Source organism: Duganella dendranthematis (assembly GCF_012849375.1).
Taxonomy (GTDB): Bacteria; Pseudomonadota; Gammaproteobacteria; order Burkholderiales; family Burkholderiaceae_D; genus Rugamonas; species Rugamonas dendranthematis.
The window spans coordinates 4,297,481-4,313,859 of sequence record NZ_CP051684.1 but is presented as its reverse complement, the minus strand read 5'-3'; the positions used below and the strand labels follow the sequence as shown (position 1 = coordinate 4,313,859).

At 61.9% G+C, this 16,379-nt stretch carries 12 protein-coding genes; 2 read left to right on the top strand and 10 right to left on the bottom strand.

All coding sequences use genetic code 11. From position 1 onward, the window contains the following. Positions 1-441, bottom strand: a complete 441-nt coding sequence (locus tag HH213_RS19695) for a hypothetical protein (protein WP_169113364.1) — start codon at positions 439-441, stop codon at positions 1-3. 116 nt (positions 442-557) lie between these two features. Then, the gene (locus tag HH213_RS19690) at positions 558-968 is read right to left on the bottom strand and encodes a phiTE_015 family protein (RefSeq protein WP_110846736.1); all 411 of its coding nucleotides are present in this window, start codon (positions 966-968) and stop codon (positions 558-560) included. A 400-nt stretch (positions 969-1,368) separates the two neighbouring features. Between HH213_RS19690 and xth the strand changes: the two genes are divergently transcribed. Next, positions 1,369-2,133 carry an exodeoxyribonuclease III gene (xth, locus tag HH213_RS19685; protein ID WP_169113363.1) on the top strand — a complete coding sequence of 255 codons (765 nt, stop codon included), beginning with the start codon at positions 1,369-1,371 and terminating at the stop codon, positions 2,131-2,133. Between the two features lie 6 nt (positions 2,134-2,139). Here the strand turns inward: xth and HH213_RS19680 are convergent, their stop codons facing one another. From HH213_RS19680 to prpB, 8 genes are all read right to left on the bottom strand, one after another. Beyond that, on the bottom strand, positions 2,140-4,719 hold the full coding sequence (locus HH213_RS19680) for an EAL domain-containing protein (RefSeq protein WP_169113362.1): 2,580 nt from the start codon (positions 4,717-4,719) through the stop codon (positions 2,140-2,142). A gap of 120 nt (positions 4,720-4,839) precedes the next feature. After that, entirely contained in the window at positions 4,840-6,501 is a 1,662-nt protein-coding gene (locus HH213_RS19675) for a cation acetate symporter (protein ID WP_169113361.1), read from the bottom strand. Further along, on the bottom strand, positions 6,498-6,806 hold the full coding sequence (locus HH213_RS19670) for a DUF485 domain-containing protein (RefSeq protein ID WP_110846739.1): 309 nt from the start codon (positions 6,804-6,806) through the stop codon (positions 6,498-6,500). Before HH213_RS19670 ends, HH213_RS19675 begins: the two co-directional genes overlap by 4 nt. A gap of 72 nt (positions 6,807-6,878) precedes the next feature. Next, positions 6,879-8,744, bottom strand: coding sequence for a propionate--CoA ligase (locus tag HH213_RS19665; RefSeq protein ID WP_169113360.1), 1,866 nt, complete (start codon positions 8,742-8,744; stop codon positions 6,879-6,881). Between the two features lie 22 nt (positions 8,745-8,766). After that, the gene (gene prpF, locus HH213_RS19660; protein WP_169115272.1) at positions 8,767-9,948 is read right to left on the bottom strand and encodes a 2-methylaconitate cis-trans isomerase PrpF; all 1,182 of its coding nucleotides are present in this window, start codon (positions 9,946-9,948) and stop codon (positions 8,767-8,769) included. Beyond that, positions 9,948-12,545: a Fe/S-dependent 2-methylisocitrate dehydratase AcnD gene (acnD, locus tag HH213_RS19655; RefSeq protein ID WP_169113359.1), complete on the bottom strand. Its 2,598-nt coding sequence runs from the start codon at positions 12,543-12,545 to the stop codon at positions 9,948-9,950. The genes prpF and acnD overlap by 1 nt, the downstream gene beginning before the upstream one ends. Before the next feature lie 2 nt (positions 12,546-12,547). After that, positions 12,548-13,696 (bottom strand): bifunctional 2-methylcitrate synthase/citrate synthase, encoded by a 1,149-nt coding sequence (gene prpC, locus HH213_RS19650; protein WP_110846742.1) that lies wholly within the window; start codon positions 13,694-13,696, stop codon positions 12,548-12,550. A gap of 14 nt (positions 13,697-13,710) precedes the next feature. Continuing rightward, entirely contained in the window at positions 13,711-14,598 is an 888-nt protein-coding gene (gene prpB, locus HH213_RS19645) for a methylisocitrate lyase (protein WP_110846743.1), read from the bottom strand. Between the two features lie 145 nt (positions 14,599-14,743). Between prpB and prpR the strand changes: the two genes are divergently transcribed. Further along, positions 14,744-16,360 (top strand): propionate catabolism operon regulatory protein PrpR, encoded by a 1,617-nt coding sequence (gene prpR / locus HH213_RS19640; protein ID WP_169113358.1) that lies wholly within the window; start codon positions 14,744-14,746, stop codon positions 16,358-16,360. The last annotated feature ends 19 nt before the right edge of the window (positions 16,361-16,379 follow it).

Here is a 16,379-nt window from a genome sequence, read left to right as displayed (position 1 = left end):
TTAGAACAGGGTCACGCCGGCTGCCGGCGCCGGCCCGTCTTCCTTGTCCTGGGCCGGGCGCATGACCACCGTCAGTATCGACGGGTAGTCGTAGCCCGCGCCCGTGTTGGCGTCGACATAGATGCCAACGCCCGCCGTCAACACCAGGTTGCCCCAGATATTGGCGTCCGCCCTGGAATCCACCTTCTCGTAAGCCCAGCCCTTGCCCGTCTTCTCGCAGTCGATGCGCAGCGGTCCCGCGCTCTTGCGCAGCGTGACGCGCGCCGGCGTAGTGACAAACCATTTGCCCATGTCGTTGTACAGCACACAGCCGACACCCGCGATCTCGCGGTGATCAAGCACGGTTTGCACCAGCACGTTTTGGTCGGTGGATTCGGTCAGGGAAGCGCAGCCCGCCAATGAGGCGAACAATGCGACCGCTGCAGCGGGGCGGAGATACATGGTCTGTCTCTGGAATATCGATACAGACCAGTGTAGCAGCCCGCTGGCGGTTTCAGTCGCTTGATCAAACGGCGTAAAGCCTTGCACTTTACGCCTTCCAGCTTCTTGCCTGAACTTCAGGCGTTGTGGCGATCCATTACCTTGGAAGCCACCGGTGCGTCGGCCTGTTCCTGCTGCTTCTTCTTCAGGCCCTGCACCACTTTCAGGATGTCGTCCATGCCGCGTTCACCGCCCAGCGTCGAGAAGGCATCCAGCACCTCGTTCAGCACCTGATTACGGACAGCCGCTTCGTCAGGGTTGATTTCCGGTGGACGTTGCAGAGCAACAGCAGCGCGCTTTTCAGCGGCGGCAGCTTCCTTCTGCGCAGCGGTCTTGCGGCCGCCTGGCGGTTTGCCATGTTCCAGCGCCGCTTGCCAGATTACCCAGCGGCGTTGTGTTTCGAAGACCAGATACTCATCTGGCTTGTCTTCACGACGGCGTACAATATGGCCATCGCGCTGTGCCCATGCCTCAAATGCAGTTCGCATTTTTTCATTCCTTTGTAAATGCGCCACGCGCCATTCACTATAAAAACCACAAGTAATTTCCGTATAGTATCATTTCTTGCGTCATCACAACACAAAAAGATACATAAATTACGCTGTTTTAGTTGCTAATGGGAAACACAAGTTTTCCACTCAATTTGTACTAGTATATTTCTATTTTGCTTATTTTGTCTTGGTTTCCAGTTCTATTTTGACAACGACGAGACAGTCTTGGCAATTTTTTTTTGATTTCACATATTTTGCAACATTTTAGGCCCTGCCACACCATTAAAGGAAGGGTTTTTCATGTTTTTTCATACAAGTTTGCAAAGTGATAATCGATCTGTTAAATCTCGATGCTGTAAGATGCAAGCCACATGAACTTGCTAGAAAGTACAACTACATGAAATTAGCTACTTGGAATGTTAACTCTTTGAACGTAAGACTGCCGCACGTTATGAAATGGCTAGAGGAAAATCCTACTGACGTGCTAGCTATCCAGGAAACAAAATTGACGGACGACAAGTTTCCGCTGGCGGCAATCGAGGCGGCCGGCTACCACGTGGCGTATACGGGCCAAAAAACCTATAACGGCGTGGCCATCATCTCCAGATTGCCGATCCACGACATCGTCAAGAACAACCCGAAATTCGACGACCCGCAGCAGCGCATCATCGCCGGCACCATCGACGGCGTGCGCGTGGTCTGTGCCTACGTGCCCAACGGCCAGGCGGTCGGCTCGGACAAGTTCGAATACAAGATGGCCTGGCTGAACGCCTTCCACGACTGGATCAAGGAAGAAGCGGCGCAGCATCCGCAGCTGGCGGTAGTGGGCGACTACAACATCGCGCCGGAAGACCGCGACGTCCACGACCCGGCCGCGTGGGAAGGCATGGTGCATGTGTCGCCGGAAGAACGCGCGCAGCTCAAGCGTCTGCTGGACCTCGGCCTGACCGACGCCTTCCGCATGTTCGAGCAGGCGGATAAATCGTACAGCTGGTGGGACTATCGTGGCCTCGGCTTCCGCCTGAACAAAGGCCTGCGCATCGACCACCTGCTGCTGTCGGACGCATTGAAGCAGCGCTGCACCGCCTGCGTGATCGATCGCGTACCACGCAAATGGGACCAGCCGTCGGATCACACGCCGGTGATCGCCACCTTCGCCTGATTCAGCCTAGCAGCGCGGCAGCAGCAGCTGGGCCGTCGCGTGCGGCACCGGCTGCGAGAACAAATAGCCCTGGGCGAACTGGCAGCCGTGCCGCTGTAACAGCGCATACTGCCCTTCCGTCTCCACACCCTCCGCGACCACCGACAGCTGCAGGCTGTTCGACAGCGCGATGATCGCCGCCACGATGGCGCGGTCTTCCGCGCTCTGCTCCAGGTCCTTGATGAAGGCGCGGTCGATCTTGATCTTCTTGACCGGGAAGCGCTTCAGGTAGGCCAGCGACGAATAACCGGTGCCGAAATCGTCGATCGACAGGCGGATGCCCATGGCGTTGATATGGCCGAGGATTTCCAGCGTCTGTTCGCCGTGCTGCATCAGCGCCGTTTCAGTGATTTCGAATTCGATCAGCGCCGGGTCGATGCCGGTGTCATCGAGGATGGCGCGGATCGACTCCACCAGGCCGCGATGCATGAACTGGCGCGCCGACAGGTTGACCGCCAGCGGCACCGGCGTCATGCCCTGGCTTTGCCACAGCATGCTTTGCTTGCAGGCCTGGCGTATCACCCACTCACCGATCGGCACGATCATGCCATTTTCTTCGATGATGGGGATGAACTGGTCCGGCGTCACCAATTCGCCATCCTTGCCGCCTCTCCGCCAGCGCAGCAGCACTTCCATCGCATGCAGGCGGCGCGTGCCGATGTCCATGATGGGCTGGAAGTACAACTCGAATTCGTCGGCCGCCAGGGCGCCGCGCAGACTGGTCTCCAGCTCGAAGTGGCGCGCCGCCGTCAGGTTCATCGCCTCCTTGAAGAACTGATGGTTGTTACGGCCGCTGGCCTTGGCGTGGTACATGGCGCTGTCGGCATTGCGCATCAGCGTTTCCACATCGGCGCCGTCGTCGGGATAGACACAGATGCCGATCGACGGCGTGATGTGCAGGTTGCGTCCTTCCAGCGGGAAGCTCTCGGCCAGCGCCTCGATGATCTTCTCGGCCACCTGCCCCGCCTCCTCCGGCGCGCGGATGCCCGGCACCAGCACCACGAATTCATCACCGCCCAGCCGCGCCACCGTATCGCTGGCGCGCACCGCGCGGCACAAGCGGCTCGCCACTTCCTTCAGCAGTTGGTCGCCAGTCATGTGGCCCAGCGAATCGTTGATGGTCTTGAAGCGGTCAAGGTCGATGAACATCACCGCCAGCTTGCGGTCAAAGCGCTGCGCGGCCAGCATGGCGCGGTCCAGGCGATCCGATAGCAAGGCGCGGTTCGGCAGGCCGGTCAGGCTGTCGTGATACGCCATGTGGTGCACACGCGCCTCGGCCTGACGGCGCTCGACGATCTCGCCCTGCAATTGCGCGTTGGCGCCGGCCAGTTCGGCGGTGCGTTCCTGCACCCGCAATTCCAGCTCGTCGCGCGCGCGCGCCACCGCTTCCGCCGCCTCGCGCCGGGCGGTGATATCGTCCACCAGCCACACCGAACGGCCGCTGTTCTCCGCCAGATCGAACGGGCGGCCCGACAGGCGCGCCCAGAATGTGGTGCCGTCCTTGCGCACCAACTCGTATTCAGAGACATTGACCTGGCCGGCGCGGAAGTCGCGCACCGTCGCCGCGCGCGCCTGCTCCCAGGCGTCTTTGTCGGCATAGAAGGCCTGCACACTCAGGTGATTCATCTCGCCCGGCGCGTAGCCGAACAGTTCTTCCATCTTGCGGTTGCAGCGCAGATTGAAGCCGCCTTCCACTACCGAGATGCCGAGCACCGCGCTGTCCAGGATGGCCTGGTTTTCCAGCAGTGCGTTGCGCAGCGCTTCCTCGGCACGCTTTTGCTCGGTGCGGTCTTCGATCACCCAGATCGTGCCTTGCGTCGGATCATCGGGATTGACCACGTAGCCGATCAGTTGCGCCCACAGCGTGCTGCCGTCGGACCGGCGCATTTCAATCTCCGTCTGGAACGGTTTGCCGATGGAGAGGAAGGGGTAGGCTTCGGCGCCCAGCTTGTCGTAGGCTTCCTGCGACGGATACAGCGCGCGGCCCGGCAGCGTCAGGCCCGAGTGCTCGTCGTAGCCGAACATCTCGGCAAAGCCACGGTTGTAGCGGGTGATGATGCGGTTCTTGGTGAACAGGATGCTCATCGAGGCGTTGGTCATGATGGCCTCGACCTCCATCTGCGTTTGCAGCGAGTCCGTTACGTCTTCCAGGATCCAGATGGTGCCGCTGCCGCGATGTTCAAAGTCGACCGCATTGGCGCGCACGCGGCACCAGAACAAGCTGCCATCCTTACGTTTGAAGCGCCAGGCCTGCCGCTCGAATGGCTGACCGATGCTCAGCAACGGCGTCGCCTCATGGCCGAATGCCTCGTAAGCATCCGTCGACTCGAACACCACCGATGAGTGTTGCCCTTCCATCTCGCCCGGCGCGTAGCCGAACATCTCGGCCATGCGCGCGTTACAGCGCATCATGACCTGCGATTTGCTGAACAGGATACCTACCGATGCGTTATCAAATATGGCCTTCTGCTCCAGCAGCATGCGGCGCAGTTGTTCTTCGCGCAGGACGCGCTGGTCATCGGTGGCATCGGTGGCGTCAGAGAGCATCGTCGGCAGATAATAAACCACATTACTGGCTATCGCTATGAATGTACTCGTGCTGTGCCTCTAAAAACGACAACGCCCGGTCAGGCCGGGCGTTGTCTTTACTGCAAAGTGATGCTTATATCAATGCGCGGCAGCTCCGGCAGCGCCGATACCAGTTTCGGAGCGCATCTGCTGCGCTTCGTAGCCAGCGCGGTCGATGCGCGCGCGGTCGCTCTTGTCCAGCACCGAGAACAGCCAGATGCCGAGGAAGCCGGCCGGCATCGAGAAGATGGCCGGCGACGCATATGGGAACAGTTCATGGGCATTGCCCAGCACATCGACCCACACGGACTTGGACAGCACGGTCATCACCAGCGCCAGCGTCAGGCCGATAAAGCCGCCGATGGTGGCGCCACGCGTGGTGCAGTTCTTCCACAGCACGGACATGAACAGGACCGGGAAGTTGGCCGACGCAGCAATCGCAAACGCCAGCGATACCATGAAGGCGATGTTCTGCTTCTCGAACGCGATGCCCAGCACCACGGCGATGATGCCCAGTGCGATGGTGGTGATCTTCGACACTTTCAGTTCGCTGGCGCCGGTGGCCTGGCCCTTTTTGATGACGGTGGCGTACAGGTCATGCGACACAGCCGATGCGCCGGACAGCGTCAGGCCTGCTACCACCGCGAGGATGGTGGCGAAGGCCACTGCCGAGATGAAGCCCAGGAAGACGTTGCCGCCGACTGCTTTGGCCAGGTGCACCGCAGCCATGTTGTTACCGCCCAGGAGCTTGCCCGCTGCGTCCTTGAATTCCGGATTGGTGCTGACCAAAACGATGGCGCCGAAACCGATGATGAAGGTCAGGATGTAGAAGTAAGCGATCCAGGTCGTGGCCCAGAACACCGACTTGCGTGCTTCCTTCGCGCTAGGCACGGTGAAGAAGCGCATCAGGATGTGCGGCAGACCGGCGGTGCCGAACATCAGCGCCATGCCGAACGAGATCGCCGAGACCGGGTCCTTGATAAAGGTGCCCGGACCCATGATGGCGTCTTTCTTGGCGTGGACTTCCACCGCTTTGGCGAACAGCGCCTCTGGACTGAAGCTGAACTGCGCCAGCACGGCAAACGCCATGAAGCTGGCGCCGCCCAGCAGCATCACCGCTTTGATGATCTGCACCCAGGTGGTGGCAGTCATGCCGCCGAACAGCACGTAGATCATCATCAACGTACCAACCAGCACCACAGCGATCCAGTATTCGAGACCAAACAGCAGTTTAATCAACTGGCCGGCGCCGACCATCTGCGCGATCAGGTAGAAGGCCACCACCACCAGCGTGCCGGACGCCGAGAAGATGCGGATCGGCGCTTGCTTGAAGCGGTAGGCGGCGACGTCGGCGAAGGTGAAGCGGCCGAGGTTACGCAGGCGCTCCGCCATCAGGAAGGTGATGACCGGCCAGCCGACCAGGAAGCCGATGGCGTAGATCAGGCCATCGTAGCCATTCAGGAACACCGATGCGGAAATGCCGAGGAAGGACGCCGCCGACATGAAGTCGCCAGCAATCGCCAGGCCGTTCTGGAAGCCGGTGATGCCGCCGCCGGCGGTGTAGAAGTCGGACGCCGAACGGGTTTTCTTTGCGGCCCACTTGGTGATGAACAGCGTGAACAACACGAAGCCGGCGAACATGATGATCGCGGTCCAGTTGGTAGGCTGGCGCTCGGCCTGACCTAGGTCTCCACCGGCGGCCAGGGCGATGCCGCAAGTTGCCAGCAGGGCTGGCGCCATCAAACGTTTCAAGGTGCTCATGCTTTCACCTTTGCGTGGATGGCTTGCGTCAGCTGGTCGTATTTGTTATTGGCGCGGCGGACGTAGACGCCGGTGATCAGTACCGTGAAGACGATGACGAACAGGCCAATCGGCATGCCCCAGGTCATAACGCCACCGCCGGTTTTCGCTGCCAGGAATTCTTTGTCGAACGCGATCAGCAGGATGTAGCCGTAGTAGACCACCATCATGGCGGCGGTGAGCCACCAGCCGAAGCGGGAACGCGTCTTTACTAACTCGTGATAATTGGGGTCGCGTTTAAGCTGTTGAACCAGATCGTCTTGCATTGTGTGTCTCCGTTATTGATGCTCTTCTATTCGAGCTTACACACAGAATAGAAGAGCAGCCTTACCGGGTGCTTACAACAACGCGCGTTGAATCTGCTGAAGTGACGATGGATCTTCGATCGAAGTCAGGTCACCTGGATTGCGGCCTTCGCAAATGGCTTGTATGGAGCGGCGCAGCAATTTGCCCGAGCGGGTCTTGGGCAGTTGCGTAACGAAGTAGACATGCGCCGGACGCGCCACTGCGCCAAGCTGGCGGTCGACCACCGACATCACATCCTGCTCGGTGGTTGCTGCACCTGCGTCTTTCAAAATCGCGAAGGCGACAGCCACCTGCCCTTTTATCTTATCCGCCACACCGACCACCGCCACTTCGGAAACATTCGGATGGCTGCTGATCGATTCCTCGATTTCGCGCGTGCCAAGGCGATGGCCGGCGACATTGATCACATCATCGGTACGCCCCAGGATGAAGTAGTAGCCGTCCGCGTCGCGCAGGCCCCAGTCGAAGGTGGAATACATCATGCGGCCATTGATCTCGGACCAGTAGGTGTCGACAAAGCGCTGGTCGTCACCGTACACGGTTTGCATGCAGCCCGGCGGCAGCGGGCCTTCAATCATCACCACACCCTTTTCATCGGCGCCGCATTCCGTGCCGGTGGTCTCATTGATCAACCGGACCTTGTAGCCATACATGGCGACGCCGGGGCTGCCCAGGCGCGTCGGCGAGTCCTCTATGCCCTTGGCGATAGACAGGATGGGCCAGCCGGTTTCGGTCTGCCAGTAGTTGTCGATGATCGCCACGCCCAGTTCATCGGCGATCCAGCTGGAGGTGGTTTCATCCAGCGGCTCGCCGGCCAGGTACAGCGCCTTCAGCGACGACAGATCATGCTTGCGCATGAATTCCGGTGGCTGCTTGCGCAGCACGCGCACCGCGGTCGGCGCCGAGAACATGCGCGTCACCTTGTACTTCTCGACGATGCTCCACCAGATGCCGGGATCGGGACAGACCGGCAGTCCTTCATACATGATGGTCGCCATGCCGGCGATCAGCGGGCCGTAGACGATGTACGAGTGCCCGACCACCCAGCCGATATCCGAAGTGGCGAAGAAGGTTTCGCCCGCGCGGCCGCAGAAGTTGTGCTTCATCGATGCCGCCAGCGCCACCGCGTAGCCGCCGACGTCGCGCTGCACGCCTTTCGGTTTGCCGGTAGTGCCGGAGGTGTAGAGGATGTACGACGGCTCGTTCGATTCCAGCCACGTCACCGGCACCTGCGCGGACAGATGAGAAGCGCACAGCGCGGCGTAATCGACGTCGCGCCCCTCCACCCGCTGCATCGGCGCCAGGCCGCGATCCACCAGCAGCACGCGCGCCGGCTTGGCGGTGGACAGCGCAATCGCTTCATCCAGCAGCGGCTTGTAAGGAATCGGTTTGCCGTTGCGTGAGCCGGCATCGGCGGAGACGATCAGCACCGGCCGCGCATCATCGATGCGGCTGGCCAGGCTGTTGGCGGCAAAACCGCCGAACACCACCGAGTGCACCGCGCCGATGCGGGCGCAGGCCAGCATGGCGAATGCAGCTTCGGCGATCATCGGCATGTAGATCAGCACGCGGTCGCCTTTGCGCACGCCGAGCGACTGCATCATCGCCGCCCAGCGCTGGACTTCGACGTGCAGCTGGTTGAAGGAGTAGCTGCGCTCCGTATTGGTTTCGGTGGAGATGGCGATCAACGCGGGCTTGTCGCCTTGCGTTGTACACCAGCGGTCCACCGCGTTATGACACAGGTTGGTCTTGCCGCCGACGAACCAGCGGGCGAACGGTGGCTGCGAATAATCCAGCACCTGTGAAAACGGCGTGTTCCAGTCGATGAGCGCAGCTTCGTCATGCCAGAACGCTTCAGGCGTGGCGATAGAGCGCTGATAAAAATCAGCGTACTTCATGTCTCCTCCAAGGTGTGACTGCTTAAGCGGGTACGCGTACCCAGCCTTCCATCAGTACGCGCGCGCTGCGGCTCATTACCGCTTTTGTCACGCTCCATTCTCCGTCCTGCTGCACGGCCTCCGCGCCCACACGCAAGGTGCCGGACGGGTGGCCAAAGCGCACCGCCTGGCGTGCGCCTCCGCCCGCAGCCAGGTTGACCAGCGTGCCGGGAATCGCCGCCGCCGTGCCAATGGCCACCGCTGCGGTACCCATCATGGCGTGATGCAGCTTGCCCATCGAGAGCGCACGCACCAGCAGGTCGATATCGTCCGCCGCCACCGGCTTGCCGCTGGACGAAACGTAAGCAGCCGGCGGCGCCACAAAAGCCACCTTCGGCGTGTGCTGGCGCGTGGCCGCTTCGCTCAGGTCCTTAATAAGACCCATGCGCAGCGCGCCGTATGCGCGGATGGTTTCGAACATCGCCAGCGCTTTCGCATCGCCGTTAATGGCGTCCTGCAGTTCGGTGCCGGTATAGCCCACCGCATCGGCGTTGATGAAGATGGTCGGGATGCCGGCATTGATCATGGTCGCTTTCAGCGTACCAACGCCGGGGACTTCCAGATCGTCCACCAGTTGGCCGGTCGGGAACATCGAGCCGCCAGCGCCCTCTTCTTCCGCCGCCGGGTCCATGAACTCCAGCTGTACTTCGGCAGCCGGGAAGGTGACGCCATCCAGCTCGAAGTCGCCGGTTTCCTGCACCTCGCCGTCGGTCATCGGGATGTGGGCGATGATGGTCTTGCCGATGTTAGCCTGCCACACGCGCACCACCGCTACACCATCGCGCGGCACGCGGGCCGCATCAACCAGGCCGCCGCTGATGGCGAAGGCGCCAACCGCCGCCGACAGATTTCCGCAGTTGCCGCTCCAGTCCACGAAGGCCTTGTCGATGGAGACCTGGCCGAACAGATAGTCGACGTCATGCTCGGGCCGCGCGCTCTTCGACAAGATTACTGTCTTGCTGGTGCTGGAGGTGGCGCCGCCCATGCCGTCAATCTGCTTGCCGTATGGGTCCGGGCTGCCGATCACGCGCAGCAGCAGCTGGTCGCGCGCGGCGCCCGGCTGCTGCGCCGCCTCCGGCAGATCCTGCAAGCGGAAGAACACACCTTTGCTGGTGCCGCCACGCATATAGGTGGCGGCGATCTTCATCTGAGGTTTGTGCGTCATCATGCAGCCTTCGCGGATTCCAAAAAGTCCTGCGCGAAGCGTTGCAGCACGCCGCCGGCCTCGTAGATGGACACTTCTTCCGCCGTGTCGAGACGGCAGGTCACCGGCACGTCCATGCGCGCGCCATTGCGGCGATGGATCACCAGCGTCAGCGTGGCGCGCGGCTTGCGTTCGCCGATCACGTCGAAGGTCTCGGTGCCGTCCAGGCCCAGCGTGATGCGGTTCACGCCCTGCTGAAACTCCAGCGGTAGCACGCCCATGCCGACCAGATTGGTACGGTGAATGCGCTCGAAGCCTTCCGCGACAATCGCTTCCACGCCGGCCAGGCGCACACCCTTGGCGGCCCAGTCGCGTGACGAGCCCTGGCCGTAATCGGCGCCGGCGATAATGATCAGCGGCTGCTTACGCTCCATATAGGTCTCAATCGCTTCCCACATGCGCAGCACTTTGCCTTCCGGTTCCACGCGTGCCAGCGAACCGGCTTTGACCTTGCCATCGGCATCGCGCACCATCTCGTTCTTCAGCGTTGGATTGGCGAAGGTGGCGCGCTGCGCGGTCAGGTGATCGCCACGGTGGGTGGCGTAGGAGTTGAAGTCTTCTTCCGGCAGGCCCATTTTGTGCAGGTACTCGCCTGCGGCGGAATCCATCATGATTGCGTTGGACGGCGACAGGTGGTCGGTGGTGATGTTATCGCCGAGGACCGCCAGCGGACGCATGCCGCTCAGCGAGCGCTCACCCGCAAGCGCGCCTTCCCAATACGGCGGACGGCGGATGTAGGTGGTCTGCGGACGCCAGTCATACAGCGGGCTGACAGAAATGCCGTCATCCGCCTGCTTGGCGAACATCGGGATATAAACCTTGCGGAACTGCTCCGGCTTGACCGCGCTGGCGACGATGGCGTCGATCTCTTCGTCCGACGGCCAGATGTCTTTCAGCGTGACCGGCTGGCCACTGGCGTCATGGCCCAGCACATCCTTCTCGATATCGAAGCGGATGGTGCCGGCGATGGCGTAGGCCACCACCAGCGGCGGCGAAGCCAGGAAAGCCTGCTTGGCGTAAGGGTGAATGCGGCCATCGAAGTTGCGGTTGCCCGACAGGACGGCGGTGGCGTACAGGTCGCGCTCCACCACTTCCTGCTGGATCACCGGATCGAGCGCGCCGGACATGCCATTGCATGACGTGCACGCATAGGCCACCACGCCAAAGCCCAGCTGCTCCAGCTCTGGCAGCAGGCCGGCTTCCTCAAGATACAGCGTAACGGTCTTGGAGCCCGGCGCCAGCGAGGATTTCACCCACGGCTTGCGCGTCAAGCCGCGCGCGTTGGCGTTGCGGGCTAGCAGACCGGCCGCGATCATATTGCGCGGGTTGTTGGTATTGGTGCAGCTGGTGATGGCGGCGATGATGCAGGCGCCGTCTGGCATCAAGCCAGGTTCATTTTCCACCACACCGCTGATGCCACGGGCGGCCAGCTCGGAAGTGGGCACGCGGCTGTGCGGATTCGATGGGCCGGCGATATTGCGCACCACGCTGGACAAATCGAACTTCAGTACGCGTTCATACTCCGCGCCGACCAGCGCATCGCCCCACAGACCGGTCTCTTTAGCGTAGGTTTCCACCAGTTTGACCGTTTCGTCTTCGCGGCCGGTCAGCTTGAGGTACTTGACGGTTTGCTCGTCGATGTAGAACATCGCTGCTGTCGAACCGTATTCCGGCGCCATGTTGGAGATGGTGGCGCGGTCGCCCAACGTCAGGTGCGCGGCGCCTTCGCCGTAGAACTCCAGGTACGACGACACCACCTTCTGCTTGCGCAGGAATTCGGTCAGCGCCAGCACGATGTCGGTGGCGGTGATGCCCGGCTGCGGCTCGCCGCTCAACTCAACGCCGATGATGTCCGGTAGACGCATCCACGAGGCGCGGCCCAGCATCACGCTTTCCGCTTCCAGGCCACCGACGCCGATGGCGATCACGCCCAGCGCATCGACCATTGGCGTGTGCGAGTCAGTGCCGACCAGCGTATCCGGGAAGGCCACGCCATCCACCGACTGAATTACCGGCGACATGCGCTCAAGATTAATCTGGTGCAGGATGCCGTTCCCCGGCGGGATCACGTCGACGTTCTTGAACGCCTTCTTGGTCCAGTTGATGAAATCGAAGCGGTCTTCGTTGCGGCGGTCTTCGATGGCGCGGTTCTTGTTGAACGCGTCCGGATCGAAACCGCCGCACTCCACCGCCAGCGAGTGGTCGACCACCAGCTGCGTCGGCACCACGGGATTGACCAGCGCCGGATCGCCGCCTTGCAGCGCGATCGCGTCGCGCAGGCCGGCCAGGTCGACCAGCGCAGTCTGGCCCAGAATGTCGTGACACACCACGCGCGCCGGGAACCACGGGAAGTCGAGGTCGCGCTTGCGTTCGATCAGCTGCGACAGCGAAGCGTTGAGCGTGGCCGGATCACAGCGGCGCACCAGATTTTCCGCCAGTACGCGCGAGGTGTATGGCAGCTTGGCCCAGGCGCCTGGCTGGATCGCATCGACTGCGGCGCGCGCGTCGAAGTAGTCTAGCTGGGTGCCCGGCAAGGGCTTGCGGAATGCGGTATTCATGATTATTTGCGGTCCTTGATCGGGACGAATTTCAGGTCTTCAGGGCCAACGTAATTGGCGCTTGGGCGGATGATCTTGTTGTCGATGCGCTGCTCGATGATGTGCGCCGACCAGCCGGAGGTGCGCGAGATGACAAACAGCGGCGTGAACATCGCGGTCGGCACGCCCATCATGTGGTACGACACGGCCGAGAACCAGTCCAGGTTCGGGAACATCTTTTTGATCTCCCACATCACCGATTCCAGCCGCTCGGCGATGTCATACATTTTGGTGGAGCCGGCTTCCTCGGACAGTTGGCGCGCCACGTCCTTGATCACCACGTTACGCGGATCGGAGACGGTGTACACCGGGTGGCCGAAGCCGATCACCACTTCCTTGTTGGCGACACGGTTGCGGATGTCGGCTTCCGCTTCGTCCGGATTTTCGTAGCGCTTCTGGATTTCGAAAGCGACTTCGTTGGCGCCGCCGTGCTTAGGACCGCGCAGCGCGCCGATCGCGCCAGTGATGGCCGAGTGGATGTCCGAACCCGTGCCGGCGATCACGCGACTGGTGAAGGTGGAAGCGTTGAACTCATGTTCCGCGTACAAGATCAGCGAAGTGTGCATCGCGCGCACCCACGATTCCGGCGGCTTGTGACCATGCAGCAGGTGCAGGAAATGGCCGCCGATCGAGTCGTCGTCGGTTTCCACTTCGATGCGTTTGCCGTTATGGCTGTAGTGGTACCAGTACAGCAGCATGGAGCCGAAGGACGCCATCAGGCGGTCGGCGATGTCGCGCGCGCCCGGCACGTTGTGGTCATCCTTCTCCGGCAGCACACAGCCGAGCACCGAGACGCCGGTGCGCATCACGTCCATCGGATGCGCCGATGCCGGCAGGGCTTCCAGCGCCGACTTCACCGCTTGCGGCAGGCCGCGCAGCGAGCGCAGTTTGGCCTTGTAGCCGCGCAGTTCCGATTCGGCCGGCAGCTTGCCGTGCACCAGCAGGTAGGCGATTTCTTCAAACTCGCAGGTGGTGGCGACATCCAGGATGTCGTAGCCGCGATAGTGCAGGTCATTGCCGGTTTTGCCGACGGAGCACAGCGCCGTATTACCGGCGGCGACACCCGACAGGGCGACGGATTTTTTTGGTTTGAAGGTAGTGGCTTCGGTCATTTTCGTGTCTCCTCTTATTTCTTCTGTGCGGCGAACAGCGCGTCCAGCTTCTGTTCGAATTCGTGGTAGTTGATGCGGTCATACAGTTCGGCGCGGGTCTGCATGGTGTCCAAAACGTTCTGCTGCGTGCCGTCGCGGCGAATCGCGCCGTAGACGTTTTCCGCCGCCTTGTTCATGGCGCGGAAGGCGGACAGCGGATACAGCACCAAGCCGACATCGGCGCTGCGCAGTTCATCGACGGTGAACAGCGGCGTGGAGCCGAATTCCGTGATGTTGGCCAGTACCGGCACTTTGACTGCGGCAGCGAACTGCTTGTACATATCGAGCGAAATCATGGCTTCGGGGAAGATCATGTCAGCGCCAGCTTCCACGCAGGCGACCGCGCGTTCGATGGCGGCGTCCAGGCCTTCCACTGCCAGCGCATCGGTGCGCGCCATGATGACGAATTGGTCGTCGGTGCGTGCATCGACGGCCGCCTTGATGCGGTCGACCATCTCCTGCTTGCTGACGATCTCCTTGCCCGGACGATGGCCGCAGCGCTTGGCGCCAACCTGATCTTCGATGTGCATGGCGGCGGCGCCGAACTTGATCATCGACTTGACGGTGCGGGCGACGTTGAAGGCCGAAGCGCCGAAACCAGTGTCCACATCGACCAGCAGCGGCAGGTCGCACACATCGGTGATGCGGCGCACGTCGGTCAGCACGTCGTCCAGATTGGAGATGCCCAGGTCCGGCAGGCCGAGCGAACCCGCAGCCACGCCGCCGCCGGACAGGTAAATCGCCTTGAAGCCGGCGCGCTTGGCCAGCAATGCATGGTTGGCATTGATGGCGCCGACCACCTGCAATGGGGATTCTTCCTTGACGGCTTGGCGGAACGCGGCGCCTGCGGAGTAGTGACTCATGTTGTGACCTTTCGATATTGCGTTGAAGTTGCGCTCTGTATTGCAAGGGGTGTGCCAGAGCATCAACTTATACAAATCAATCACTTACGCACAACACCATGTTTCAAAATGAAACAACGAAACAAATTTGAACTATAATTGAAACATGCGACATTCCACGCCCCTGCCCTTCGACGCCAACGACAAGCCGGTTATCTGGACGGTTTCCGTGTCGCGCCTGTCCGACCTGTTCCGCGACATCACGCTGGAATACGACAATCTCGCGACGATTGAGCCGATCAACCTGGGATTCGAGGAAGCGGCCAAACATATCCGCGAGCGGCTGGCGACGGAGCGCTGCGACGCCATCATCTCGGCCGGCTCCAACGCGGCGTATCTGAAAGGCCGGCTGTCGGTGCCGGTGGTGATCGCCAAATTCAGCGGCTTCGATGTGATGCAGGCGCTGGCACGGGCACGGCGCGTATCGGACCGCATCGGCATCATTACCTATCAGGAGCGGCTGGCGGAGCTGGCCGAGTTTTCCGCCACCTTCGGCTTCGACGTGGCGCAGCGCACCTATGTGACCGAGGAAGACGCGCGGGCGCAGGTCAATGACCTTAAGGCGGCCGGCATCAAGGCGATTGTCGGCGCGGGACGCATCACCGACCTGGCCGAGGAAGCGGGACTGACCGGCGTGTTCGTCTACTCGGCGGCCTCGATCCGCCACGCCTTCGACGATGCGCTGGAGATGGCGCGCCTGACGCAGCTGGAGTCCAACCGCAACCGCGCGCGCAGCGCCGTGGTGACGGACACGTTGCGCGCCAGGCATGGCATCAACGATCTGCGCGGCGACTCGGCGGCGATGGAGACGGTGCGGCAGTCGGTGGTGCTGTATGCGAAGTCGCCGGCCACGGTGCTGATACAGGGCGAAACCGGCTGCGGCAAGGAGCTGGTAGCGCAGGCCATGCACCGCGAGGCGCCGCGCACGTTGGGGCAGAACCGGCCATTCGTGGCGGTCAACTGCGGCGCGATTGCGGAATCGCTGCTGGAGTCGGAGTTGTTCGGCCACGAGGAAGGCGCCTTCACCGGCGCGCGGCGCGGCGGCCATGCCGGCTTGTTTGAAGCGGCCAATCACGGCACGCTTTTCCTCGACGAGATCGGCGAGATGCCGCTGACGCTGCAAACTCGCTTGCTGCGCGTGCTGGAGGAACGCGAGGTGGTGCGGGTCGGCGGCACGCGGCCGATACCGGTCAATGTACGCATCATCAGCGCCACCCACTGCGACTTGGAACAGCGCGTGCGGGAAGGCCGCTTCCGCGCCGATCTGTTTTACCGGCTAGCGGTGCTGCGTCTGACGCTGCCGCCGTTGCGCGCGCGGCCGGAGGATGTAATGCCGCTGGCCGAATGGTCGCTGAAGAATGCGCTGGCGTCGCTGGGCGCGCGGCCGCATCCCAATCTGCATGCGGAGATGACGGCGTGCGCGCCGCTGTTGCAGCGCTACGGCTGGCCAGGCAACGTGCGCGAGCTGCGCAACCTGACCGAGCGCCTGGCATTGTTCCTCGCCGCCGAGCCGCTGCAGGCGTTGACACCCTCGTTCATCTTGAGTATCGCCCCGGAACTGGGCACGGCTGCCATCACCGCCCTGCCCACGCCAGCGCCAGGCACCGAACGCATCGCCGACATACTGGCCCGCTTCGGCGGCCGGCGCGACGCTGCGGCGGAATATCTCGGCATCAGCCGCACCACACTATGGCGCAAGCTGAAGGCCGAAGACGGCGTGTGACCGTTCATCACTCCGGAAA

Coding starts and splice junctions, on each gene's coding strand:
- HH213_RS19665 (WP_169113360.1), bottom strand. CDS start 8,744: ATGAAGTACGCTGATTTTTATCAGCGCTCTATCGCCACGCCTGAAGCG.
- prpB (WP_110846743.1), bottom strand. CDS start 14,598: ATGAGTCACTACTCCGCAGGCGCCGCGTTCCGCCAAGCCGTCAAGGAA.
- xth (WP_169113363.1), top strand. CDS start 1,369: ATGAAATTAGCTACTTGGAATGTTAACTCTTTGAACGTAAGACTGCCG.
- HH213_RS19690 (WP_110846736.1), bottom strand. CDS start 968: ATGCGAACTGCATTTGAGGCATGGGCACAGCGCGATGGCCATATTGTA.
- HH213_RS19695 (WP_169113364.1), bottom strand. CDS start 441: ATGTATCTCCGCCCCGCTGCAGCGGTCGCATTGTTCGCCTCATTGGCG.
- prpC (WP_110846742.1), bottom strand. CDS start 13,696: ATGACCGAAGCCACTACCTTCAAACCAAAAAAATCCGTCGCCCTGTCG.
- HH213_RS19675 (WP_169113361.1), bottom strand. CDS start 6,501: ATGAGCACCTTGAAACGTTTGATGGCGCCAGCCCTGCTGGCAACTTGC.
- prpF (WP_169115272.1), bottom strand. CDS start 9,948: ATGACGCACAAACCTCAGATGAAGATCGCCGCCACCTATATGCGTGGC.
- acnD (WP_169113359.1), bottom strand. CDS start 12,545: ATGAATACCGCATTCCGCAAGCCCTTGCCGGGCACCCAGCTAGACTAC.
- prpR (WP_169113358.1), top strand. CDS start 14,744: ATGCGACATTCCACGCCCCTGCCCTTCGACGCCAACGACAAGCCGGTT.
- HH213_RS19670 (WP_110846739.1), bottom strand. CDS start 6,806: ATGCAAGACGATCTGGTTCAACAGCTTAAACGCGACCCCAATTATCAC.
- HH213_RS19680 (WP_169113362.1), bottom strand. CDS start 4,719: ATGCTCTCTGACGCCACCGATGCCACCGATGACCAGCGCGTCCTGCGC.